This window comes from Nostoc sp. NZL (assembly GCF_015714705.1).
In the GTDB taxonomy this organism is placed as follows: domain Bacteria; phylum Cyanobacteriota; class Cyanobacteriia; order Cyanobacteriales; family Nostocaceae; genus Nostoc; species Nostoc foliaceum_A.
Genome location: NZ_WBKL01000102.1, coordinates 1 through 23,629, shown reverse-complemented (window position 1 = coordinate 23,629; position 23,629 = coordinate 1). Strand labels below are relative to the sequence as shown.

Sequence of the window (23,629 nt, the reverse complement as noted above, 5' to 3'; positions counted from 1 at the left end):
AAATGGTTAGGGAAAGGTAGTAAATCTATCACAAAATATCGGAAGCTATCAAAAGTAATTATCAATTGATGCAGCCGTTGTCCAGACGGTAAGCCCCCAATGATAGGTTCCCCTACCTTTCCTAAATTTTCAATCTTTATATAAGCACGCTGGTTGTTTTTGAGAATTCTTCTTTAGGCAGTTACTGACAGTGGCTGAAAATCCGAAGTCGGTATGAGTTCCACTTAGCTTTATAGTACGATAAATCAGGCAGATAGTAAAGTATCTTAAGATAAAGCTTCTAATTATAATTCAAAGTTGCCCGTTTGCAAAAAAAATTAAACTTCCTTGAAATTACTGACTATATCTATAGTGACGCTAAAAACTCCTCTTCTGTTGCCAAAAACTAGCCGGATAACCGAACTAAATTTGCTGTGAGGATGGAGGGATGTTACGAATTGGGCATTAGTCATTGGTCATTGGTCATTTGTCATTTGTACTGAGTGACTCGTGCCGAGCAAAACCGAGGTAAGTCGTTGGCGCAATCTCTGTGTCCGACACGCTGTTCGCGTTCGTAGAGAAGCATTGTTCATTTGCAAAGGACATAGACGCACCAGCGGCTTCCCGCAGGGTAGGACAACTGACAAATGACAATCTAAAATCCAAGGTCAGCTTTGGCGAGTTCAGCAGCGGCAAATACTTCTGCGTCAGGTTTTTCTTCCCAGGCTGGTTCACCAATTTCTTCGTAAAAAGTTGCATCGTAAGGACGGGTACGCACTACTACTGGCATCGGAACAGCATGACCCAAAATTAAAGCCTGTTGCTTAGAGTCTAACTTTGCCAATACCGATCGCAGTCCGCTACCACCAGATACACCCGTAAAAATCGCGTCAATGTCTTTTTCGTCATTAAGCAAAGCGGTAATGCGAGTCCCGATCTGGGACATAACTTCATTATCTATTCCTGATGGACGTTGATCAACTACCAAAAGTGTGACAAAGTACTTCCGCAGTTCACGGGCAATAGTCCCAAAGATAGTGCTTTGGACGATAGCCGGGTCAAGGAAACGGTGCGCTTCTTCAATGGTAATCATCAATGGCGTCGGGCGATCGCTCGGGTTTTTGCTTTGCAGGAATTTATCTGCTTTCTTGACGTAATGCTCGTGAATACGTCGGGTGATCATATTCGTCACCAACATATAAGAGAGCATATTAGACTGGGAACCAAATTCTATCACAACATTCTTCCCAGATTCCAGGCACTGGACAATTTTACTAATATAATTCTGAGGGCAAACCGCTCGCATGTACTTCAAGCTATCCATCCGCAGGAGTTTGCGCTGCAATGCCATAATCGAGCCTTTGTGTCCGCGCTTCTCGTCGCAAAACATCTCGATTTCTTCATTAGTCATATTCAGCAACTGGACAATCCAAGATTTGCCAAACTCGCTATATAGAATATTGGCGTTATCCAGGGCTGCGTCAGAGAGTCCTAAATCTCGACTACATAACTTAATATCTTCAACTTCAATTTGCTCGTAACTCAGATAGAGTTCTTGAGCATCACGCACACCCCGGCGCTTTGTCGATTCCGGGTCGAGGGTGTAAACTTCTACCTTGCTGGGGAATAGTTGCTTTAAACCCTTAACTGTATTTACGTTCTTCCCTTCTGCAACAGCTTCCCAGCCATACTCAGAGTGCATATCAAAAATCAAGTTTACTGCCGCATTTTTACGGATAACACCAGCTAAAAGTAACCGTGTTAGAAAGGATTTTCCAGTACCAGATTTCCCAAAAACCCCATTACTCCGTTCCACGAAGCGATTTAAATCGATGCAAACGGGCACATCCATGTCCAAAGGTTTGCCGATAGAAAAATTGCGCCTCTGGGGGTCATCTTCCCAACCAAATACCCGGCGAAAATCGTCAACACTTGCTTCGTAAACTTGACTAAAGTGGCTAGGAATAGTTTTAACAGGCAACAATTCCATCGTAGTACTGGTTTGGGGCACAAATGAAGCCAAGCCCGTCACCGATGGGAGGAAGGGGTTTGTGGATTTGCCATTTGTGGGGGAGAAAGATTCTTCCGATTCAGGAGTGAACATCAACATCGGTGCGAGGTTGATAGTACCGTATGTACCACTTCCGGCTAAAACATCTCGTAAAAAAGTGTCTTCCCAACTGGGGGGATTTGCAATAATTCGGGCATTAGCAGCTCCCAATGCTACATCTGTCAGCATACAAAAAAAACGCGATCGCATCCCTTGCACAACGAGGAACTTACCTACCCGCATATCTTCCACAGAAATGTCAGGATGCAATCGTACTTCTAAACCTTCAGTTAGAGAACCTTGAATAACCGAACCTAATGGCTGTCCCGAATTCATTTTATTAGTCATTAGTCATTAGTCATTAGTTATTTTCCCCCATGCCCAATGCCTAATGCCCCATTACTTAGTCAATCTGAATTGAAGTTGGCGCACTTCCCGTTGGTGGAGTGGTACTGATTAATGGTTTACGGAATTGAGCATAAAGGCGATCGCGCCAGCTAAAGAATGGTTCATAATCTATATTCTCTGCAAAGATTGGCAATCCTTTACCTCTAATAGAAGCTGGTAAATCCAGATAGGGGCCAGATGGGAACTTGAGCAATATCGATAAGCCAGCCACTGCCAAGTCAGCTAAAGTCGGCTCATCTCCTGTTAAATAAGGACTATCTGCCAATAATAACGTTACCGCTTCCAAGTCTTGTTTTAAGGATGCGATCGCTGACTTTATCACATCTGGACTATAACCTACGCCAAAACCCATCACTGTCAGTAAGTCAGCAGGTACTCCTTCAACCAGACTTTTAAATATATCTGGTGTTGAGGTGGGTAATAAAGACTTGCGGAAATTTTGATCTTGACTTATGGCTGCAAATAGTGCTTTGCGACCTTTGATACCTATGGACTCATCAGCCCATTCTTCTATTAATAAAGTTAAACCCCGTTTTTTAGGGTCTTGCGGTATTATCGGGCGATCGGGATATTCTAAGTCTAAATACTTAGCTATTTCCGTAGAATCCGCAATATACTTATTCCGATCCTTTAATACTGGGACTTGTTTCTGACCAGTCAGCCGGAACAGTTCTACTTGCCCAATACCAGGCGTAACCTCTATTTTGCGGTAATCTAGTCCTTTAAAATCTAGAATTAGGCGCACTTTCTCTGAGTATTGAGATAGTTCCCATTGGTATAATTCCAACATGTTGTCTACCTTATAACTGGTCAACTTCTTAACTTTACAATTGTATCTTTAGTTAAAGTAATTTTTCTTAACATTAGTTGCTTATTATCTATCTAATTGACATTAGGATTGAACTTATACCTGAGTTTATAGAAAAATTCTCGATTGAAAAAATATTATTTTCTGAGTTATCAAATAATTAAATAATTTAATTGGGTATACATAAAACAATTGAACCCCTAAGTCTTAGTCTTCAGCAGTTACTTTAATTTCCGTAACTGGTTAGCCTACTTAAGATATTTAAGTACTTAATTTATGTACTTTTACTGAGTCAATTAATGAGGATTTTGGCACCGTAGCCCTGTCACATATATAACTCAGGTTTTTTAGCAACTATTAAGTCATATATAAATTCGTATAAAAGCTTACCTTGGGTAAACTCTGTAACAAAGCTTGTCATAATTCATAACTTGTAAATGTGAGATTTTTCCACTTTCTTAGAATTTACGATATACCAAGTGAGACTTTTTAACTCCTTTTGGTGTGATGGAGAAAATCTGCTCAATTTACATGAAATGTATGCTAAGTATATTTCATCTGTTAAGCGTTAGTCGGGGTTATATATTTAACCTCGTCAACACAAACTCTTCGGAGGAATAATGTTACTTCCCTCTTCGGTTAGATTTTGTGCATAGCAAAATGTTATAAATCTTTATGTAATGTGTGGACAAAAAAGACAAACAAAATTTATGAAGACAAATTACAGCAAATTGCTGACCACGTTGGCAGGCATAGCAGGATTTACTAGTTTCAACCTTCTCATTACCTTACCATCTGATGCGAAATCCGCACTAAATCCTAACCCCAGTATTTTCAACGAAGCCCCTTATAATCAGGGTCAACGGCTTGAAGCAAACGCTTCCCCAATAGAAAAAGGCAATACCAAACGCCAACAAGTAGCGCAGCAAAGTGGTAAAACAAATCCCAGACCAAGTATTTTCAACGAGCCTCCTTATAACCGGGGCGGTAGTGCTACACCTAGTGAACCAACACCCCGCACCCCACGTAGTACCCCAGAAACTCAACCCACTGAGACACCTACTACAACTCCACCAGGGCCAGGGGCAACTGACAATCAAGGTAAAAACTTGTTAGCGTTGGCAGAGTCAAATGCTTCTTTTACCACCTTAACTAAGGCTTTAAAGGCAGCAGGGTTGACTGGGGCTTTGCAAGGCAAAGATAACTTAACTATTTTTGCACCCACTGATGCAGCTTTTGCTAAGTTGCCACAAGATGCTTTGCAAGAATTGTTAAAACCAGACAACAAAGAAGTATTGCTCAAGATTTTAACTTACCATGTAGTGTCTGGTAAGGTATTGTCCACTGATTTGAAATCTGGTGAAGTTAAAAGCCTTGAAGGCGGCGCAATCAACGTTAAAGTTGATCCTGCTACTGGTGTAACTGTCAATGATGCTAAAGTTACTCAGGCAGATATCACAGGCAGCAACGGTGTAATCCACGCAATTGATCAGGTTATTTTACCTCCTGATTTGTAGTTTTTCGGTATCAGTGCAACCTGTAGAAGACTAGGTTGGCATTAAATATTAATACGAAAAAATTCCGTTCAGATGCTAGTTTTGGACGGTTTTTTTGTAAGAACATTGCATGACTTACTCATTGACACGCAAGAGCAAATATGAGTGGTTTGACAAACCATATCTGTCTTCAAGGCATTGGTGTCAACTTAACGTGAAAGCTAGTCTAAAAGCTTTTATCTCGTTCCCAGTCTCCGACTGGGAACAAGGTTTTAAAGGAGTTTTAACTTAAGTTGACACGTATGAGCATTACTGTGCTTCTACAGTGCTAGACTCACCGCGATGCATTTGCTCCCCTACTTTGACTAGGTTTGCATTACAGACTAGACATTACATCCCGTGCAACCGCTAAAGTCTGCTCAATGTCTTCTTCGGTGTGAGCAAAAGAGGTAAACCCAGCTTCAAATTGAGAGGGTGCTAAGTAAATACCACGCTCTAACATACCCCGATGGAAGCGTCCGAATTTAGCTGTATCAGACTTTTTCGCATCTTCGTAGTTATGAACTGGGCCAGAGGTAAAGAATAAACCAAACATCGCGCTGATTTGACCGCCACAAGCTGCATGACCAGTTTCTTTAGCAATTTGCAGCAAACCATCTGCTAGCTTTTTAGTAATCCGCTCAAGATAGTCGTAAGTACCTGGCTTTTGCAACAATTCTAAAGTTTTAATACCAGCAGTCATCGCCAAAGGATTACCAGAAAGAGTCCCAGCTTGATATACGGGGCCGGCCGGAGCAACCATTGACATAATATCTCGACGACCGCCATAAGCTCCTACTGGCAAACCACCACCAATCACCTTACCCAAGGTTGTTAAATCGGGAGTAACGCCAAATTTTTCTTGAGCGCCACCGTAAGCAATACGGAAGCCTGTCATCACTTCATCAAATACCAATAACGCTCCATGCTCATGAGTTAGTTCCCGTAATCCTTCTAGGAAACCCGCGTCAGGTGCAATAAATCCAGCATTACCAACAACTGGCTCAAGAATAACGCCAGCAATCTCGTCACGGTTTTCTTCAAACAACGCTTTGACAGATTCTAGGTCATTGAAAGGCGCGGTTAGAGTGGTGCTAGTTGCCGCTTTCGGAACTCCTGGTGAGTCTGGCAAGCCAAGTGTCGCAACACCAGAACCTGCCTTCACTAGAAAAGTATCGGCGTGTCCGTGGTAGCACCCTTCAAACTTGATGATTTTGTCTCGTTTTGTAAAAGCCCGCATTAGTCGCAAAACTCCCATACAGGCTTCAGTTCCAGAGTTGACAAATCTGACCATTTCGATGCTAGGAACGGCATCGATGACCATTTCTGCCAAAACATTTTCTAGGACTGAGGGAGCACCGAAACTGGTACCTTTTTCTAAAGCTTCATGCAACGCTGCAATTACTTCTGGATGAGCATGACCGCAAATAGCTGGGCCCCAAGTACCTACATAGTCTATGTATTGGTTGCCGTCTATATCCCAAATATATGCGCCCTTAACACGATCAAAAACGATGGGTTGTCCGCCCACAGATTTAAAGGCACGAACAGGAGAACTGACTCCTCCTGGCATGAGGTTTTGAGCAGCGGCGAAGACTTCTTGTGATTTTGTTGTTTTAATTGTGGTATTTACCAAGGTTCTCTCCTAACAGTGGGCAATAAAAAGCTCTATCTTAGGATAGGGTCAAAAACTGCTTAGAATTTCTATCCTATATAAATAGCTGAACCAAAAAATAACAATATGTTATACAAGTCGAATAAAGACTTGCCTCTAGATATTCAAACTCGATTATCTGAAGCATACCAGGATCTTTACCGAGCAGCTTTTAACTCGGCAATTCATTGGTATGGTGAAGCCTCAAAAGCTCACAAAGTCGCGTTAAGTGCTGTAAAGATGCAGTCTGCTATGGAACGAAATACTCTTGTTGAGAGCTAGATAAGATAGTGCAATAAAAAAACATGCCAGTTGCTCTATTCAGAATGGTATCGTGAATCCATAAATTATTCTCATTAGAGCAAACTAGCTGGTATGTCTTCTAACGATTCGCGCTCACTGCATTACACCATCCCTGTTGAGAAAATTCGCTACGATGAACGGGGTCTGGTGCCTGCAATTGTCCAAGATTATTTGGATGGAACTATCCTGATGATGGCGTGGATGAATCAAGAGTCGTTACAAAAGACTTTGGAAACTGAAGAAACTTGGTTTTGGAGCCGTTCCCGGCAAGAATTGTGGCACAAAGGAGCAACTTCTGGGCATATTCAAAAAGTGCAAAGTATCCGTTATGACTGTGATAGTGATGCGCTGCTCATAGGGGTAGAACAATTAGGAGATGTTGCCTGCCATACTGGAGAACGCAGCTGCTTTCACCAAATAGAAGGGAAAATTGCCCCACCGCCAGGGGATACATTGTCGCAATTATTTCAAATAATATGCGATCGCCGCGATAATCCTACTGAAAGTTCTTATACCTGTAAATTGTTCGCAGGTGGTGATAACAAAATTTTGAAAAAGATTGGTGAGGAAACTGCTGAGGTGGTAATGGCCTTCAAGGATGATGAAGCAGATGCGATCGCAGGTGAAGTTGCTGATTTGTTATATCATACTTTGGTTGCCTTAGCTCACCATCAAGTTGATTTGAAATCGGTGTATCGCAAGTTGCAAGAACGTCGTCAGTAAATAATATAGGCAAATAAATGAGCGAGTCGGGGAAGTAAATACAAAACTTTTTCCCTAACTTCGCCAGTCTCTAAAATTAAACAAGTGTGCAAGTGTGCCGTTTTTTCTAGATGATATGCTCTTGTGATGCATCACTCAGCTTCAGCAAGGTGTTACGAGATAGTGGTTCACCTTTAATAAATCTATAGCTAGCAAAGCCTTCTCCCAGGTGTTCAAAGTGGGGAACTCGCAGTTCAACATATTTTTGCACCACTTCTAATACCTTAGCTTCATGGGAAAGTACCTGTTTTCCCCAGTCATCTTTGGCAAAACGACATACAATCTCATGATTAACAATCACCACATCGTTAACCATTCCATCTTGATTAAAGTCAAGATGCTCAACAGAGATATTGGGATAGATAGCACCAATTTTTTCGATATACGAAGCAGGAATATTCATAGTAGATTATGACACCATGACAACAAACAAAAAATCAAAATTTATCGGACTTTTAGCCTGATCGCAGCGATTTAAATGATTTGTCCGTTTGTTGTATCAACGTACCACTATGATTTAACTCCCTATAAAATCGCTAAACATGAGCATAATACCATTTTGGTGATTACTCGGCCAAAATTCGATTGAGATACTGTAAAATTGCCACAGCGATCGCCACACTCAAGATGAAGCATAGCCAGAAACTATTGGTAATAATTTGCGGATGATCTAATGCCCATCCACCCAAGGGATGACCAATAAAAGAGCCAACAGCCCAGCACAAAGCGTTAATGGAAAAATAAACGCCGCGTTGATTTTCCGGGGCTAACTCAGTGACTAAAGAGGCAGCAGATGGGTTGTAGGAAACAATCGCCATAGCAAATACTCCTAATGCCAATATTGCCCAAACTAGATGATGAGATGGGGCAGTGCCGCTTACCCAAATCAGGCCAAAACCAATTGCCCAAAGAATGGCGGAAACAGTGAGCGCGAGTGTGTGTGAGCAGCGTTTTAAGACACTGGTAACAGGCAACTGACAGATGATGGCGAACACCAGATGCCAAGCAAATAGAACACTAATCGTAGTTTGAGCAAATCCTTCGATAGTACTTTTTATAACAAAGTTTTTGAAGTAAAGCGGCAGGGTGCTGTGGATTTGAGAAATATAGATTGTGAAGAATATATTAACTGCTATATACACCAGGAAACGGCGATCGCTTAATACTGCAATCCAAGAAGTAAAAAGTTCTATCTTTTCAGATTTCCCTATCTGCTGTTGTTCGGTTTCACTAATTCCCACATAGACAACCCCAAAAAATACTAAAAAAGAGATGGCATCAATGACAAATAGCCATCGATAACTCCCAATTATCGCGATCAAAAACCCAGCGAGCACAATTCCGATCGCTAACCCAAGATTATCAGCTAGTCGAGCGATCGCAAAAGTTTCGCGGCGATTGTCAATTTGGCTAGCGTCAGCAACAACAGCTTCAGCAGCCGGCCAATAGAAACCTATCCCTAAACCGCTAATCAAGCTACCGATTACCAAAATAGTAAAATTATTGGTTGCAGCTAACACTAGAGAAGCAATTGCTGAAATCGCCGTCGCTAGCAACAAAGTGCGGCGACGTCCCCAGTGTCCAGAATCAGCCAAAGAACCACCTACAATCCGCCCTACAATGCCGGAAATCGAAGCGCTACCCAAGGCTACCCCAACACTGGTTGCAGATAAACCAACTTGATTTACAAAAAAGATCGGAGCGTAAAACAGGGTACAGCCGGTGCCAACTTCCGACAGAAATCTACCAATTGCGAAAATCCATACCTGGCGATGTATCGAGGGCAGCCACGATGATAACTGAGATTGAGAAGCTAATTTCATTAGTTTAAATGTCATAGTTTGGTGACATTTTTGTAATTCTTATCATTGGCTGCTATTTTCCTCACTCATTCCACAGGGTTTCCACAGGGATTTTAGCAGTTTTCCACAGGTGCTCTACGAGTCAATAGGCTGTTGCCGTCTTACTGGGGATTGTTAATTAACAGTGCTAAGGAACTTCAAGGGCTGAGTTTTTGTAAAGTAAAGTAACGAAAAATCGGTTCTAATGCTGATTATTTCGTTCGTGTTTATTTTTTATACAATCGTTTTTAACATTTCGCAGCATTGACAAACCCACCCCCTCTTGGCGCACAATGATTCGGCTTGCTTTTGTAATCCGTTCAACCGTTGGCATCAAATGTGTAAAATATATTACCACCAGATGTAAGCGTAGATTGACGGGATAGCGAAAGAGCGTGTGAGGTAGCCTTAAGCCGCTTTACCGCAAGCAACTTGTCCCTCTTGATTATCCTCATAGGAGGAAAATCTCATGAAAGCAACGGTTAGCATCTTTACTGAAATTCCCGAAACACTCCACGAATCCTTAAAAAACTACTTAGAAACCCATCCTGATTGGGATGAAAACAGAGTATTGACGGCGGCGCTATCATTGTTTTTACTCCAAAATGGAGATAGCGATCGCCGTGCTGCTCGAGTCTATCTGGAAACTTTGTTCCACCACTCCACAGTAGAAATGCCCAGCATCGATTCACCCGCAACAGCTAATCTACTAGACACCCCATAGGTACTGGTATGAACGGCGTTATTCTGGCTCATGCCCTAATAGGGGCACGTCAAACCGTGCCCCATAAATGGGATTTTGATCCAAAGCGATCGGCCATGTTGGGGCAATATTACAACAAAAAAGATCAGTAGATTCTGATCCTTAAAGAGGTTCCAATAGTTTCTCCTGTTGCCAAAACTACTAGTTGGTAATAGCGCAAGATTTAAAATTGAGGCAAGACTTGAATATATTAGTTGACCGTTAGTACTTGTTGTATAGCGGTTTTATTTTGGATACAAACACGTTCGTAGGGGCGCATAGCTGTCATTGGTGTCAGAAATAGCTTAACTGTTGGCTTCCTCACCCGCCTAGAACTAAAGTTCAAGGCTAACAGCTAAAGTCTACTGAAGTAGATTAAAGATTTTTGGGTATATTTAGTCATCAAGAGATGGCTTTTGTTATTAGCAAGGAACTGAGGTTCCTTGCGGGACATAACTTTTACATTAAATTGACACCAATGATAGCTGTGCGCCTCTATTAACTCCAACCTCAGCACCGTTATATCTACCAAAACAGTCAGATGCAAAGAAATATTTTCCAGTGGACTCTCCTTCCTGCCCACTGTCTCAAACAGATAAATAAATATCTCAAATAATTGCCTGGTCTGTATTTGAGGAATATCTATCTATTTTGATTGTCTAAAATTTGTCTTTTACCGAAGCCAAAGAAATTCACTAATTTCTCCCCCAAGAGTCAACAGTCAAGAGTTAAAAAACTCTAGACTGTTGACTCAGGATTTAGCTTCCAATTGCTGGGGATGAGCAGGAGATTCAAACTTATACCCAACACCACGTACAGTTTGAATTAATGCTGGCTGACTAGCATCAATTTCAATCTTCTTGCGAATTTGGCCGATATGGACATCTACAACCCGTTGATCGCCGACATATTCATAGTCCCATACCTCTTGGATTAGCTCCGCACGCCGCCAAACTCGACCTGGATGACTGGCTAAAAAATGCAACAAGTCAAACTCCAGAGCAGTTAAAGGTACTGCTTGGTTATTAAGTGCCACCTCCCGTCGCACTGGGTCAATCATAAGCTTTTCAAATACCAAGCGTTTTTGCTCGGCAGTAGTTATCACTCGTTGACGCCTCAAAATAGCTCCGACTCTGACTTCTAACTCTCCTAGCCCAAAAGGCTTGGTGAGATAGTCGTCAGCACCTTTAGCAAAGCCGCGAATTTTGTCAGCTTCGTCAGCACGGCTAGTCAACATCAGAACAAACACACCATTACGACTTTGCATCTCTTGGCAGAGGTTAAACCCAGTGATATCTGGTAAATTCACATCTAGAATCACCAAATCGGGGTTAAATTGCTCAAATAGAGTTAAGGCTGTCTTTCCATCTTCGGCAGCCTCTACCTGATAGTTCTGCTTAATCAGAAAGCGTTGGATTAAATTCCGAACCGCAGGGTCGTCGTCTACTACAAGAATCTTGGCAGGAGCCATGACCATTACTTTGCACAAAAATTCGTAAGATTAACAAGAGGGTTGCGTAAAAACGCAGTTGCCACTTTAGGACTAACTAAGAATCTACATGGCTACGGTATGAGAATCCTGATCATTCAAAAATAAATACTCTAATCAGGTTCTTGACACCAAGACACGTTCTTGATCCCAGTTAGGTGGTAACTTAAAACGTTTCAATTTTAAATCGATATGCGGTTATATACCACAAGCGATTATTCAGTATAATTAAAAAAAACTCTATTAGGGCACAGTAAGTTGCCAAATTTGAAACAGAAAAGTTGATTTCTTCATAAAAACTATGTGTTTTAGGTACTCTCCGTTCAAATTCTAGATTAGAGCCAGAATTAGGCAACGACATGAGGGTATACACGGAGTTATGGTGATATGTTAAAGTGACTATAGTTGAAATTACAAAGTCGATCAAACTAACCCGTGCTACTATCCTGGTAGGGCATAAAATAGGTCGAGACTTTAGTTTCGATCAAAATAAAACCTAAAGCTGTTTTTTCTTCGACAAAAGACTGCCGCTGACTGAGGCTGAAGTAACAAACTCCCATGAGCGATCAAAATCCCTACGAAAAACTTGGGGTATCAGAAGAGGCTAGCTTCGATGAAATTCAGGATGCTCGTAATCGCCTATTCGAGCAACATAGTGGCGATGCCAAGCATTTAGAAGTAATTGAAGCAGCTTACGATGCGATTTTAATGGATCGCTTACGGATGCGCCAGGAAGGTAAAATTAAAGTCCCTGAGCGTATCAGGTTTCCCGAATTGCGCGTGCAATCGCCTCCAAAAGAAAGTCCAACCCCTCGCGAGCAGTCACCTGCATGGCTGCAACGCATGCTGGATCAGCCAACGCCTGCGGATATACTCTTACCAGGAGCTTGGTTTCTTGGTTTGAGTTCTATTAGCCTGTTTTATCCAGAGGGAGGCGATCAGGTTTTGCAGTTAGCATTGGTAGTTGGGGTAGGCACCAGTATTTACTTTCTCAATCGTAAGGAAGGCAAATTTGGCAGAGCAGTTTTGTTCACCCTGGTCAGTTTAATAATTGGCTTAATCGCTGGGGGACTAGTTGCTAGCTGGCTATTACCACAAATATCATTTGCCAGTCTGGGAACCAATCAGTTCTCTACTGTAGTGACGTTTATATTGCTGTGGTTGGTTAGTAGCTTTCTACGCTAAATTGCTACTGGTAAGCAAGTTTCTATAAAGAAGACGTGGTTTATGTGTGTTCTTCTTAAATAATAAAATCAGGAGTCAGAATACCTTTTCTGACTCCTATTTTAATTTTCAACCTGAATGCTGATTAGATTATAAAAATGTTGGCTGAAAACCCTAAAGTTGAAACCTAAATCCATATTCCGCAGGTTAGTTAACAAAGAAAATAGTATTTTCGACAAGATATCAACAGCTTGATACAGCGACCTAGTTTTAAACGTACCGATGAAGATTTTTATACCAAGATAGCTAAAAAGTAAAACTGCTCTGGCCTGCGCCCAGAGCAGAATTTAAACAGAGGAGGTTTATTTCGGGACTTAATAGTTAGTGTTGTCCCGGTTCAGGTACACCCTTCCAAAGCTAAGAGTTTGGTTGCTCCTTGCTTTAAAAAGACCTAAATACACTTGCGATATTTGATGTGATAAACCAAACCACGGTGGGCGAGGTCAAAGGAGTCAACAGTCGCCATCCCTTGACCATTGGCGGTCATCGCAGCATTCACCCGCATATTTACACTGTCGCCACAGCGTGACCAGACATCAGCCACAGTCACTAATTGATCTCGAACGTTGTAGTCTCTTTCGCCGTTAAATGTCCTAGAAAAAACAGGGCCACGTTGACCAGCAAAAAAGTACTCTGCTCTTAGTCTGCCAATTGTGGCGGGAGCAACATAGCCCCGATAATCAGCATCGTAGAGGGAAATTTGAAAGCCTTGAGGTACTTGAATCGGAATGCTCAAGTTACAGCTTTTGCGTCTTTCTGCTGTCTTATTCCCCAGAGCTATAAACTTATCAAATAGAATACTTAGCTCTTGGCCATCGGGACTCACACCCACACTAGCAGATCCTTCAGGGCAACCGTTACCACCATATTCTGCACCTAAAATTTCAACTTTGTCGTTAGCAAAAGCAGGGCCGATAGAAGCCGTCATCAGTGTAGCCGCAGCCAGAAAAGCTTTTATAAAGTTGTTAGATGTTTTCTTGAAGTTTTGATTATTCATCACTCACCTGTCTTGAGTATTTTCAATAGTATTAAATCCAAATTGGATGCGACCAATTTCGGAAATCTCTGAGGCTATTCATAAAAGATAAAGGGGAAACAATCCTGTAGAAGAATAACTGTAAGATTCAAATACAAAGTATATTTACTGAGTAATAATGTCTTGCATTCAGTATTTTTGAACTCTACTTGGTATTTCTTGGTTATTAATCATTTTCGAACTCCAGTAAACTAAGTTACCCTCGTCAGGTGAAATTCACCTTTAACTTTTTACATGACTTACTATGCCTGGATTTTCCACTTGCGAGAAATCCAGGTATTGCTAAGAGGCTATTTATAAAGTAAATCTAAAGGAGGGTCATCAGGTAAAAACGCAACGATACTATACTGTTTATGCAGTATATCTACATAGTAAATAATGCGAAAGCCTTATTCTACAGACCTTAGTGACTCAGAATGAGCAATTTTAGCTCTTTTGATTCCACCAGCTAAACGCGGTGGACATACCCGAACAACTGATATGCGATCGTTATCCCTAATAGGGATTTTAGTTGATTGCGATTTTCTATTTTTTACGATGAATCACTTGAGCCACCAGTTTCAATCTCTAATAAGGATTCTAGTTGATTGCGATCGCTTCTCTCTGAAAACCCTGCCTTATTTGGTTTTTAAGGTTTAATAGCGCGGGGTGCAAAATTCTAACATAAAGAGTGGCAATTGTGCTAGACGAAAATATCTGAAAGCCATTCTACATAAGCTGCGCGGATATTTGAAAGATTATACAGCCGTCAAGTCCTTAAGCTCAACTACAGACTTTCTTTTATTCCTAGCGAAAACAATTGCCACCCCTCAAACCTCTGCGTTTCACTTTTAACCCTAAATTTGCCACGATGCACCAAACTGTACCTAGCTGACCTTAAAGCGATGCCTGGGTTGGGCGACATCTACGCACTTTCTATGATGATATCGTTATAAAACTTAAAATTTTTCCTTAGCAGCTAACATCTGTAAAATCTTTTCTACATGATCCAACTCTCCAACGATTCGCCGAATTGGGTGCGGCCAAACTTTGACAAGGGTGGGAGTTGCAGAAACCTGATTGAGTTCTGCTTGTTCTGGATGAGTTAAAACATCAATCACTTTCAGAGTATAAGGATGTCCGAGCGATCGCTCCAACAATTCGTGTAAATTTTGCAGAATGCGTTCGGTGGTACTGCTATGTCCTGCAACAAACAAGCGCAGAACATAGCCTTGAGTGATTACTTCCTTTTTTTGTACTATTACTGGCTGGTGGTATTTTGGCACAGGATCAGAAAGGTCTAGACGAACAATTAAGTCATGATCCTCCCAAAGCTGCGAAAATGAGGAACGATAAGTTGTTAACACCATGCGATCGCACAACCCCTCTTGCCAGGGAGCAGCTTGCCATACTAATTCCCCTGTGCCAAAAATGGCATTAAGCAAAGCTTGATGTCTAATTACAGCTGGATAAGCTTCAGCAAAAGTTCGCACTTGTTGAGTGCGTGGATCTAACCAGTTGTCAATAGTAGCAGTATAACAAGGCACTAAAAAATGCGGCGGCTCTGGCAAATCTAGGATTTCTTGCAAAGCCGAGCACAAATGCAAGTGCCATCGACCTTGCTTGCTAGGGTCGATGCAATAAATTAAATCTCCTCCAGGTGTAAATAGCGCAATGCCTTTAAACAACTGGGGTGTAGATAGTTTGTTTGTCGTCAAGATATTCACAGAGGCTAGGAAGCTAAAAGTAAAAGTTCTCTCTTTTACCTTTTACCTTAGCTATAACCGCAACCAGGATCAGCTAGAAAATTGCGAACCTATTAAAAAACATGTAAATCTCGTTTCTAGTCTCTGACTAGAAACAATCTTAATTGGGCGGCTACCGCTAAAATTGGAGGCGGAGCCTCTGAATTCGCATTCCCAGTCTGAGACTATTGGTGACAACTTAAAGTGAGCGTCAAAATGTCAAGTGGGGTGCGGAGATAAGTTCAAAGTGGGTTGCTGTCGGGATTTGGGTTGATATTTAACAATTCCCAAATCTCGATTTTTGGGAGAAACAAGGTAAGCAATCAGATCAGTAGCAAGCCCGTGATTGTAAGCATAGTGAAAGTGGTAAAAAGAGCGAAATAACATTTCCAGGGAAATTTTGTCAGTTTCAATAGCAAGTTCATCAGCTACAGCATCAGCGACATCAAGTAAAACAGCATAAAACAACCAAGTAGCCCAGATTTGAAGCTTGATGCCATTAAGAGAACCTGTCCACAAATAGGCAAGTCCTAATAACCGCTTCACCAGACAAAATGCAGTTTCAATCTGCCATCTTCGACTATAGAGGTCAGCAATTACATCGGGAGGTAACTCCATTGGGCAAGTAACACTGGTAATGTACTTATACCAAGTATTACCGCACTTGATTTCTATCAAACGCACAACTATTGGCTTTGCCCGTCCCCGTTTGTGCCCCAATTCAATGATTTGGTCAACAAGTTTTGGCGTATGACTTAAGGTTTTTTGGACGCGGTAGCTGGCTTTTTTTAGTCGAGTTATCCAAGCAACACCTTGAGTAACAAGTGCCGCAAACTCAGTAAAATCATAAAAACCTCTATCAAAGATCAATAAAGTTGCTGTTGGTGTACGACTGCGTAACCAACCCCACATCGGGAGCATCCGAACAATATGGATTTTCCTCGAATCGAATTTGTACTGGTAAATGGGTTGTTAAATCCACAATGGCGTAGATTTTTCCGGCGAGTAAACAGCTTTTTTCTTGTAAACTCTCAATGTTAATAGCTCTTCCATCTGCGCTGCCAGCACTTCGTTTTCTACTGCGGGCATATTTCGCGATCGCTTGTGGTCTGGATTTCCTACCCGTGCCTTCCACATCACTTTTTTCCTAGAAATGCACCTCTTGACAACATTACCTTTTTCTTTAGTTGTCACCAATAGTCTCAGACTGGGAATGAGACAATCCTTAATCCCCAATCTTAAACTCTACCTCGGAGAAACTGCGCCATTTCGTTAGGAGTTGGTGACATTTCTAAAGCAGTTTCTTCAGTAATGCGACCGTCTTGATAGAGATTGAGCAACGACTGATTCATCGTAATCATGCCGTCAAAGCTAGCTTGTTTCATCAACTCGCCAATTTCATCATACTTGCCGTCTTTGATCCATTCTTTAATTGCCTCGGTATTAATTAGCACATCGTGGAAAGCAGCCCGCTTCCCATCAGTTGTGCGACACAAACCTTGGGCAATTACTGCCACTAAAGACTCAGAAACTGCTACCCGCATTGCATCTTGTTCGTCACCAGAGTAGAGATTGAGAATCCGCTCAATGGTTTTGACAGCACTATTGGTGTGCAGGGTTCCCATGACCAAGTGACCAGTCTGAGCAGCTTTTAAAGCGGTGTTGACTGTTTCCTTATCCCGCATTTCACCGACCAGAATCAAATCTGGGTCTTCCCGCAAAGCTGCTTTCAAAGCGTTGTCAAATTTCCGTGTATGCATTCCCACTTCCCGCTGTTTGACTAAAGACTTGCGGCTTTGATGGACAAATTCTATTGGATCTTCAATGGTGATGATATGCTTGGCCATCTCCTTATTGATGTAGTCAACCATCGCTGCCATTGTGGTGGACTTACCAGAACCAGTGGGCCCAGTCACCAAAATTAAACCTTTGTGATGATGACAAATATCCCGAAAAACTGGGGGTAAGTTTAACTGTTCCATAGTTAAAATTTTCAGCGGAATCAACCGCAACACCATTGCAGCCCCTTTGAGGGAGCCAAAAACATTAATCCGCACGCGAGCAAAGTCGTATTGAGTTGCTCCGTCAAATTCTAAGTGTTCTTCAAAGCGCTGAATTTCCCCCTCACTCATCACCTCCCGCAACCAATTCATAAAAGCTTCTTTATCTGTTTCTGGATAATCCGTTGATTGAATTTCTCCTCGACTGCGGAAGCGGGGTACTTCACCCACACCTAAGTGCAAGTCAGAATATCCCTGATCGTAAGCTTCTCGAATTAACTTCGCTAAAGTGAGTTCTGGACTGCTGTTTTGAGGGCGAACTGAACTAGGGATTGGCGGTGGACTACCCGGACGATGACCTGCAACAGGCGCGTTAGTGCTCCTATCCATTGACATATCCAATGTTTGTGTCATCTGCCGCTGTGTACTAAAGGTTGGCGGTGGTGGCGGCATTGGTGGCAGGTTACGTCCAGCAGCAGAGTTAGAATTTAATGGAGACTGTGATTCTGTCATATATCTTCACATTTGGCAGTTAATAAAGTTGAATTAACGAGAAGTCAAGTCACTTGCTTCGATGACTTTTGGAGAATGCTTGCGTGCAAGCCCTAGCGGTGATGGGAGGCGATTGAAACTCTAGAACCACGGTCAATCCATTTCATCCACATCAGTTTGTATCTTTTTTCTCTAAGATTCCATTACTCAGAAGATTTAGATAAATTATTTAACCTATCTAAACTGGTTTAACACACGCAAGGACTCAAAACACCTCAGAAATAATACATAGCTTATTCAGTATTATATGTTACAAAATAATAAAATATAATATTTTAAGCCCTTAGATGAGAAATTTATCCCAGGCATGGACATGAGTTGCCAGCAATTAACAGCACAAACGCTAGCAGAGCATTTATTCAGCCCATCTATAAATTATGAGAACTACTATTAATTTTTATAAGAAATGTTAAGTAGAATAGGAGTAATGTCCTGGGGATCAAGGTTAAAAGCTGATATCTTTTAGGTTATATGCCTGAAGATAGATGTAGGAACCAAGTTTTTTTAATAGATAGAAACTTGACTTTACATTCACAATTACAAAAAATTAACTGTAAAGTTTAGTAAACAAATGCTCATTTTCCCAATTAGTTTTTATATACTGAATTTCACTGAGAAACAAATTTCAGTTTACTCGCCAAAAGCGAGATATGACTGAAAAATTAAAATTTGCTGTGTATTTTTGGGAGGAAAAGTCATGGTTTCTGCTCAAAGCTCTAATCTAGGAAAGACCTACTCCTTGTTGATGATTAAAAGCTTTTTAATATGGACTTTTACATTGGCAGTATGCTTGTTGGTTGTGGGTTTTCCACTAGTTGTCTTGATGGCTACGGTCGGATGTCTGTTGTCGATTATTTTGCAATCTGTAATGCCTGTTAGTGCTGTTTTGCTAGTAGCAGGCGCTTTAATAATGTTTAATGTCATGGCAGTTGTATTGGCTGCGGGTGTACTAACTCTTAAAGGAGTTCATCCCAGTGAAATCAAATGGTTAAGCTGGCTTCATGGAGAGGCAGACCAAATGCAGTCTACTGTTTACGCTGCTTGCCCTTTAACTTGTGAGATTAAAATGTAGTCATTACAGGTAAATACGACAAACAGTGCGTCTGCCCGGTTAAGCCGGGTTTTTTCATGCTATTAGTCATTGCAGGTAAATACGACAAACAGTGTGTCTGCCCGGTTAAGCCGGGTTTTTTCATGCTTTTTGTATGATTCATCCTTTAATATTTATGATTTGTGTGATGATTGATCGACAACTATTGACTATTGTCCATAGACCATTGACTATAACCATTGGCAAATGACAGATGACTAATGACAAATGACTAATCAAAAACGGGTTTGCATTATCTTGGGTACTCGTCCGGAAGCAATTAAACTAGCTCCCGTGATTCAGGTCTTCCAAAAGTCTTCAAGTTTTGAGTTGCAAGTAATTCTAACTGGACAGCATCGGGAGATGGTTGAGCAAGTTATGCACCTGTTCAACATCAAGGCAGATTATGACTTGGAAATTATGCAGGTTCAACAATCTTTAAATGATATTACCTGCCGTAGTCTACAAGGGTTAGAAGCATTATTCAAGGAGAAAAAGCCAGATTTAGTTGTGGTGCAGGGAGACACTACTACCGCTTTTGCCGCAGCTTTGGCAGCTTTTTATCAAAAAATCCCTATTGGTCATGTAGAAGCGGGGTTAAGAACTGATGATATCTTCAATCCTTACCCAGAAGAAGCTAATCGGCGGTTGATTTCTCAAATTACTCAGTTGCACTTTGCGCCGACTCCTTGGGCTGTGGAGAACTTGCACCGTTCTGGTGTTTTGGGTGAAATTCATATGACGGGTAACACCGTAATTGATGCGCTGTTGAATATAGCTGCAACCGAAGCAGTTTGTGATATACCAGGCTTAGACTGGAAATCATATCGGGTTATGTTAGCAACAGTTCATCGTCGGGAGAATTGGGGAGAACCGCTCTTAGCGATCGCTCAAGGCTTTTTACAGATATTAGACAAGTTTCCTGATACAGCTTTGCTGCTACCATTACACCGCAATCCGACAGTGCGAGTTCCATTGCAGGAACTTTTAGGGAATCACCCCCGAATTTTCTTGACAGATCCTCTAGATTATGGGGAATTGGTGGGAGCAATTGGGCGATCGCATCTTTTGCTCACTGACTCTGGTGGTTTGCAAGAAGAAGCCCCCAGCTTGGGAAAACCAGTACTGGTTTTGAGAGATACTACCGAAAGACCAGAGGCTGTTGCAGCCGGTACAGCCAAACTTGTAGGCACTACGAGTGAGAACATTTTTGCAAATGCTGCTGAGTTACTGAGTAATCCAGATGCTTATGAAGCAATGGCAAATGCAATTAATCCCTTTGGGGATGGTCATGCAGCAGAACGCATTTTGCAGATTGTACAAAATTACCTGGGTCTTTCATCAGAAACATCAACTTAGGAACTTAGATTAAACAAAATGCAAAATTTCTCTTTTTCAGGGTGCATAAAATCGGCTTTTCTGCCGATTTTTCTTTTTTTAGCTTTTCTCATAATCTTGTGGGATAGACATTTTGCCTAGATTTCTCCCCATCCCACAAGAAAACAGCTAGAACTTAGAAACGAGATTTTCAAAGGGTGGCTTTTGGCTAAATACCCAGAGCTACTCTAGTTTCGGGCCCTACCACACCATCTACAAGTAGACCTTTACTTGCTTGAAAGCTTCGGACTCTGTTAACAGTTTCTTGACCATAAATTCCATCAACTCTAAGATTACCTAAAGCTGTTTGAACGTCTCTTACAAGCTGACCTCTAGAACCAGGGGTAAGAATAACTGAACCACCAACGCCACCTGGTCTAGTCACAGGAGGGTAGTTAGGTCTATCACCAACCCATCGGGCAAAAACATATCTACCCGTAGAAAGCCTAGCAAAACCGTTTTCATACCTTTCAATCGCTGGAAGTGTTGCGCCATTTGGTACACAATCCACATACGAATAGTTAGTGCTTGGGCCTGTACGGATACGCAAACAACTGCCGTTAGTCCTGACAAATGCAGCCGAACTCATTTGAATTTGAGCAGCAGCAATAAGTAATACACCAACACCAGCTAAAGCTAACCAAGCCGAAGATTTAAGAAGTTTTTTCCAATTGAATTTAGGTTTGCTTATTCCAGATGTGTCTTCTTTAGTAATAACTATGTCAGAAATTTTCAGATGTTTTTTCTCATTTAATTGAGATTTAGACGGATTATATTTCGTGTTTCCCGATGCCTCTTCTTGAGCAATAAACATGTGAGAATAAGCAAGATATTCCATAATGCACCCCTTTATATGAAAAAATGAGTACTCACAGAGAATTACTTCAATTTTCTCTGTATTTATTCTTAGTATATTTTATATCACTGTGCTTTAAAAAGGTTTTTACTGGTAGCGGAAGTAAGAAAAAATAAAATTAGGGACTTCCAAAAATATTCTTCAGGATAATGGGGTAAATTAACTAATTAGTTTGAAAATAGTGCAGTACCCATGAGAAAAAATCTGTTTTGCCCTCCATAACCCTGATAGTTGCCAATGGATTCTAATGCAACGAAACCCAAGCGCGATCGCACAAAGCGCAATGCCAAAGGCGAACGCTCTACTCATGGACGGGTTAGAGGAATTGTCCTCTGGGATAATGCTGTTGATACATCGGTATTCTATGGACGCGAGACAGGACTAGCGCAACTATGGCAGTGGATCATGGCTGAGGGATGTCGCGTTGTCGGGTTATTGGGCATCGGGGGAATTGGCAAAAGTACGATCGCTGTAAAGTCTGCACTTGGAATGCAGGCGGAATTTGAGATTGTCATGTGGCGAAGTCTCTCCAATGCGCCACCGTTAGAAGAACTCCTGTCGAACCTGCTGAAATTTCTCATGCCCATTCAGGGAGAAGATCCCGTCATTCCTGCCACCCTGGATGAAAAGCTGATCTTATTGATGAGTATTTGCGATCGCAGCGATGTTTGTTGATTTTAGATAACGCTGAAACCATTTTACACAGTAAGCAACCCGGTCAGTGGCGATCGGGCTATGAAGCCTATGGGCAATGGCTCAGAATGATGGGCGAAATGCCTCATCAAAGCTGTTGCTTGCTGACCAGTCGCGAGAATCCACAGGAAATAGCAATACTGGAAGGCGAACGGAGCATGGTGCGATCATTGCCCTTAAGTGGACTGACTCAAGATGATGGACGGGGTATCTTTCGGCAAAGAGGGATATGTATTGTATGGGGTCAGAGACCGAATGGCAAAACCTCGTCCACCACTATGGCGGCAATCCCCTAGCACTAAAGATGGTGGCAGCGGCTACCCAGGATTTATTCAAAATGGAGCAAAGCTAGGTTGGTTGCTCGATTTTGTTGATGAGTCAATCATGATTTTTGAACCCAATAAATTACCAGAATTAAAAGAAAAACAAGATATTTTACCCGTATTGAGTGTTTTGGAAAATTGGCAATTAACAGTTGCAGACGTATTTAGGTGGTTGAGTTTTATTTGAATCAAGCATTTATTACAGCAGAATTCAGGAGTCGGAATGGGCTGCGCCCCGCTGCGCTAACAGAATTCAGAAGTAAAATACGCTTTATTCCTCTCATAAAATTGGTATAATTATTGACTAATTCCAGTAGCTTGATTTACTTGGCATTGACTGCACAACCCAAAAAACTCTAGGGTGTGGTAAAAAACTTTAAACTTATGGCTGGATTCTAACTGGTCTTCTAAGTCATGAACGGGGCATTGATTAATTGGAATTGAGACACCGCATTGCAAGCAAGTAAGGTGGTGTTTGTCTTGCTGTGCTAGGCTGTAGAGGGCTTCACCGTTAGCCAAATTCCGCACTTGTACTATGCCTTCGAGTTTTAAGGCATCTAAGGAGCGGTAAACTGTCGCTAAACCCATGCTCTGATTAGAGTTACGTAGTTCTACGTAAATATCCTGGGCGGAAATGCCTTTTTTAATGGTTTTCAGTAGGTTGAAAATACGCTCTTGACTGCGGGTGCGTATGGCTCTCATAGACAATTATTTAAATATGCCACTGTAGTTGAAGCTGTTAGATGGGCTAATTGATCAATTAACTTTAACCGCTTCGTAATCTTATTTTCACTCAGTTGGAACAGAAAGTTATAGTATAGCGATCGCAGCATTTAGAAAAAGCCCGTGCAAACCAAGTATCTAGCCAAAATTTTCGTGACCCTTCGTCCTTCAGTCTTAGACCCCGCTGGTGTGGCTGTACAATCCGGTCTTAAGCAACTGGGATACGAGAACGTTGACCAGGTGCGGATTGGCAAGTACATTGAACTCACCATTACCTCGTCTGATGAGAAGAAAGCGCGTCAAGACCTCGATCGCATTTGTGACCAAATGTTAGCAAATCCTGTAATTGAAAATTACCGCTTTGATTTGATTGAGGTCGAAACCCAAACGGGAGTCTTTTAAGGACTGGTCATGGGGCAGAGAAGGCAGAGGAAGATTAAGAACTCCTGCCCCCTGCCCC

At 41.7% G+C, this 23,629-nt stretch carries 24 protein-coding genes and 1 pseudogene; 12 read left to right on the top strand and 13 right to left on the bottom strand.

Annotated elements, in window-relative coordinates:
* Positions 1-634: 634 nt before the first annotated feature.
* Positions 635-2,365, bottom strand: a complete 1,731-nt coding sequence (locus F8R90_RS14425; protein ID WP_196510751.1) for a helicase HerA domain-containing protein — start codon at positions 2,363-2,365, stop codon at positions 635-637.
* A gap of 67 nt (positions 2,366-2,432) precedes the next feature.
* Complete coding sequence (locus tag F8R90_RS14420) at positions 2,433-3,227, bottom strand: glutathione S-transferase (RefSeq protein WP_196510730.1); 795 nt, start codon at positions 3,225-3,227, stop codon at positions 2,433-2,435.
* A gap of 728 nt (positions 3,228-3,955) precedes the next feature.
* On the opposite strand from F8R90_RS14420, the gene F8R90_RS14415 reads away from it, so the two are divergent.
* Complete coding sequence (locus tag F8R90_RS14415) at positions 3,956-4,762, top strand: fasciclin domain-containing protein (protein ID WP_190894857.1); 807 nt, start codon at positions 3,956-3,958, stop codon at positions 4,760-4,762.
* A 355-nt stretch (positions 4,763-5,117) separates the two neighbouring features.
* Here F8R90_RS14415 and hemL read toward each other — a convergent pair whose 3' ends face one another.
* Entirely contained in the window at positions 5,118-6,416 is a 1,299-nt protein-coding gene (gene hemL / locus F8R90_RS14410) for a glutamate-1-semialdehyde 2,1-aminomutase (protein WP_190894858.1), read from the bottom strand.
* A 105-nt stretch (positions 6,417-6,521) separates the two neighbouring features.
* Here hemL and F8R90_RS14405 point away from each other — a divergent pair, with 105 nt between their 5' ends.
* Positions 6,522-6,716 carry a ChaB family protein gene (locus tag F8R90_RS14405; protein WP_196510731.1) on the top strand — a complete coding sequence of 65 codons (195 nt, stop codon included), beginning with the start codon at positions 6,522-6,524 and terminating at the stop codon, positions 6,714-6,716.
* Between the two features lie 93 nt (positions 6,717-6,809).
* Entirely contained in the window at positions 6,810-7,460 is a 651-nt protein-coding gene (hisIE, locus tag F8R90_RS14400; protein ID WP_196510732.1) for a bifunctional phosphoribosyl-AMP cyclohydrolase/phosphoribosyl-ATP diphosphatase HisIE, read from the top strand.
* 106 nt (positions 7,461-7,566) lie between these two features.
* Here the strand turns inward: hisIE and F8R90_RS14395 are convergent, their stop codons facing one another.
* Positions 7,567-7,902 (bottom strand): hypothetical protein, encoded by a 336-nt coding sequence (locus F8R90_RS14395; RefSeq protein ID WP_196510733.1) that lies wholly within the window; start codon positions 7,900-7,902, stop codon positions 7,567-7,569.
* Positions 7,903-8,065: 163 nt separating this feature from the next.
* Positions 8,066-9,337, bottom strand: a complete 1,272-nt coding sequence (locus F8R90_RS14390; RefSeq protein ID WP_196510734.1) for an MFS transporter — start codon at positions 9,335-9,337, stop codon at positions 8,066-8,068.
* A 472-nt stretch (positions 9,338-9,809) separates the two neighbouring features.
* Here F8R90_RS14390 and F8R90_RS14385 point away from each other — a divergent pair.
* Together F8R90_RS14385 and F8R90_RS33450 are read left to right on the top strand one after the other, a co-directional pair.
* Positions 9,810-10,001: pseudogene (locus F8R90_RS14385) on the top strand (DUF2811 domain-containing protein); the annotation flags it as partial.
* A 71-nt stretch (positions 10,002-10,072) separates the two neighbouring features.
* Positions 10,073-10,195, top strand: coding sequence for a hypothetical protein (locus tag F8R90_RS33450; RefSeq protein WP_269141753.1), 123 nt, complete (start codon positions 10,073-10,075; stop codon positions 10,193-10,195).
* A gap of 638 nt (positions 10,196-10,833) precedes the next feature.
* Here the strand turns inward: F8R90_RS33450 and F8R90_RS14380 are convergent.
* Positions 10,834-11,553 (bottom strand): response regulator transcription factor, encoded by a 720-nt coding sequence (locus tag F8R90_RS14380; RefSeq protein WP_196510736.1) that lies wholly within the window; start codon positions 11,551-11,553, stop codon positions 10,834-10,836.
* A gap of 576 nt (positions 11,554-12,129) precedes the next feature.
* Here F8R90_RS14380 and F8R90_RS14375 point away from each other — a divergent pair.
* On the top strand, positions 12,130-12,756 hold the full coding sequence (locus F8R90_RS14375; RefSeq protein WP_190894865.1) for a CPP1-like family protein: 627 nt from the start codon (positions 12,130-12,132) through the stop codon (positions 12,754-12,756).
* Positions 12,757-13,186: 430 nt separating this feature from the next.
* Here the strand turns inward: F8R90_RS14375 and F8R90_RS14370 are convergent, their stop codons facing one another.
* The 5 genes from F8R90_RS14370 to F8R90_RS14350 form a co-directional block, all read right to left on the bottom strand.
* Positions 13,187-13,792, bottom strand: a complete 606-nt coding sequence (locus tag F8R90_RS14370; RefSeq protein WP_196510737.1) for a DUF4360 domain-containing protein — start codon at positions 13,790-13,792, stop codon at positions 13,187-13,189.
* Positions 13,793-14,769: 977 nt separating this feature from the next.
* Positions 14,770-15,528, bottom strand: coding sequence for a circadian clock KaiB family protein (locus F8R90_RS14365; protein WP_230966241.1), 759 nt, complete (start codon positions 15,526-15,528; stop codon positions 14,770-14,772).
* A 246-nt stretch (positions 15,529-15,774) separates the two neighbouring features.
* Positions 15,775-16,521 carry a transposase gene (locus tag F8R90_RS14360; protein WP_331000639.1) on the bottom strand — a complete coding sequence of 249 codons (747 nt, stop codon included), beginning with the start codon at positions 16,519-16,521 and terminating at the stop codon, positions 15,775-15,777.
* A gap of 6 nt (positions 16,522-16,527) precedes the next feature.
* Positions 16,528-16,749: a hypothetical protein gene (locus tag F8R90_RS14355; protein ID WP_230966320.1), complete on the bottom strand. Its 222-nt coding sequence runs from the start codon at positions 16,747-16,749 to the stop codon at positions 16,528-16,530.
* A 44-nt stretch (positions 16,750-16,793) separates the two neighbouring features.
* A complete protein-coding gene (locus tag F8R90_RS14350) occupies positions 16,794-18,068 on the bottom strand; it encodes a type IV pilus twitching motility protein PilT (protein WP_190894868.1) in 1,275 nt (424 codons plus the stop codon).
* Positions 18,069-18,804: 736 nt separating this feature from the next.
* Here F8R90_RS14350 and F8R90_RS14345 point away from each other — a divergent pair.
* Positions 18,805-19,179, top strand: coding sequence for a hypothetical protein (locus tag F8R90_RS14345; RefSeq protein ID WP_190894869.1), 375 nt, complete (start codon positions 18,805-18,807; stop codon positions 19,177-19,179).
* 246 nt (positions 19,180-19,425) lie between these two features.
* Positions 19,426-20,556: a non-hydrolyzing UDP-N-acetylglucosamine 2-epimerase gene (gene wecB / locus F8R90_RS14340; protein WP_196511316.1), complete on the top strand. Its 1,131-nt coding sequence runs from the start codon at positions 19,426-19,428 to the stop codon at positions 20,554-20,556.
* A gap of 187 nt (positions 20,557-20,743) precedes the next feature.
* On the opposite strand, the gene F8R90_RS14335 is transcribed toward wecB, so the two are convergent.
* Positions 20,744-21,412 carry a peptidoglycan-binding protein gene (locus F8R90_RS14335; protein WP_196511315.1) on the bottom strand — a complete coding sequence of 223 codons (669 nt, stop codon included), beginning with the start codon at positions 21,410-21,412 and terminating at the stop codon, positions 20,744-20,746.
* A 255-nt stretch (positions 21,413-21,667) separates the two neighbouring features.
* Between F8R90_RS14335 and F8R90_RS32900 the strand changes: the two genes are divergently transcribed.
* From F8R90_RS32900 to F8R90_RS32890, 3 genes are read left to right on the top strand one after another with little or no spacing between them, the layout of a single operon-like run.
* Positions 21,668-22,105: an NB-ARC domain-containing protein gene (locus tag F8R90_RS32900; protein WP_230966319.1), complete on the top strand. Its 438-nt coding sequence runs from the start codon at positions 21,668-21,670 to the stop codon at positions 22,103-22,105.
* Positions 22,099-22,419, top strand: a complete 321-nt coding sequence (locus F8R90_RS32895; RefSeq protein ID WP_230966318.1) for a hypothetical protein — start codon at positions 22,099-22,101, stop codon at positions 22,417-22,419. Before F8R90_RS32900 ends, F8R90_RS32895 begins: the two co-directional genes overlap by 7 nt.
* The gene (locus tag F8R90_RS32890) at positions 22,379-22,633 is read left to right on the top strand and encodes a hypothetical protein (protein WP_230966317.1); all 255 of its coding nucleotides are present in this window, start codon (positions 22,379-22,381) and stop codon (positions 22,631-22,633) included. The genes F8R90_RS32895 and F8R90_RS32890 overlap by 41 nt, the downstream gene beginning before the upstream one ends.
* A gap of 110 nt (positions 22,634-22,743) precedes the next feature.
* Here F8R90_RS32890 and F8R90_RS14325 read toward each other — a convergent pair whose 3' ends face one another.
* Positions 22,744-23,148, bottom strand: a complete 405-nt coding sequence (locus F8R90_RS14325; RefSeq protein ID WP_196511314.1) for a Fur family transcriptional regulator — start codon at positions 23,146-23,148, stop codon at positions 22,744-22,746.
* A gap of 144 nt (positions 23,149-23,292) precedes the next feature.
* Here F8R90_RS14325 and purS point away from each other — a divergent pair, with 144 nt between their 5' ends.
* Positions 23,293-23,571, top strand: a complete 279-nt coding sequence (gene purS, locus F8R90_RS14320; protein WP_190894877.1) for a phosphoribosylformylglycinamidine synthase subunit PurS — start codon at positions 23,293-23,295, stop codon at positions 23,569-23,571.
* Positions 23,572-23,629: the final 58 nt, after the last annotated feature.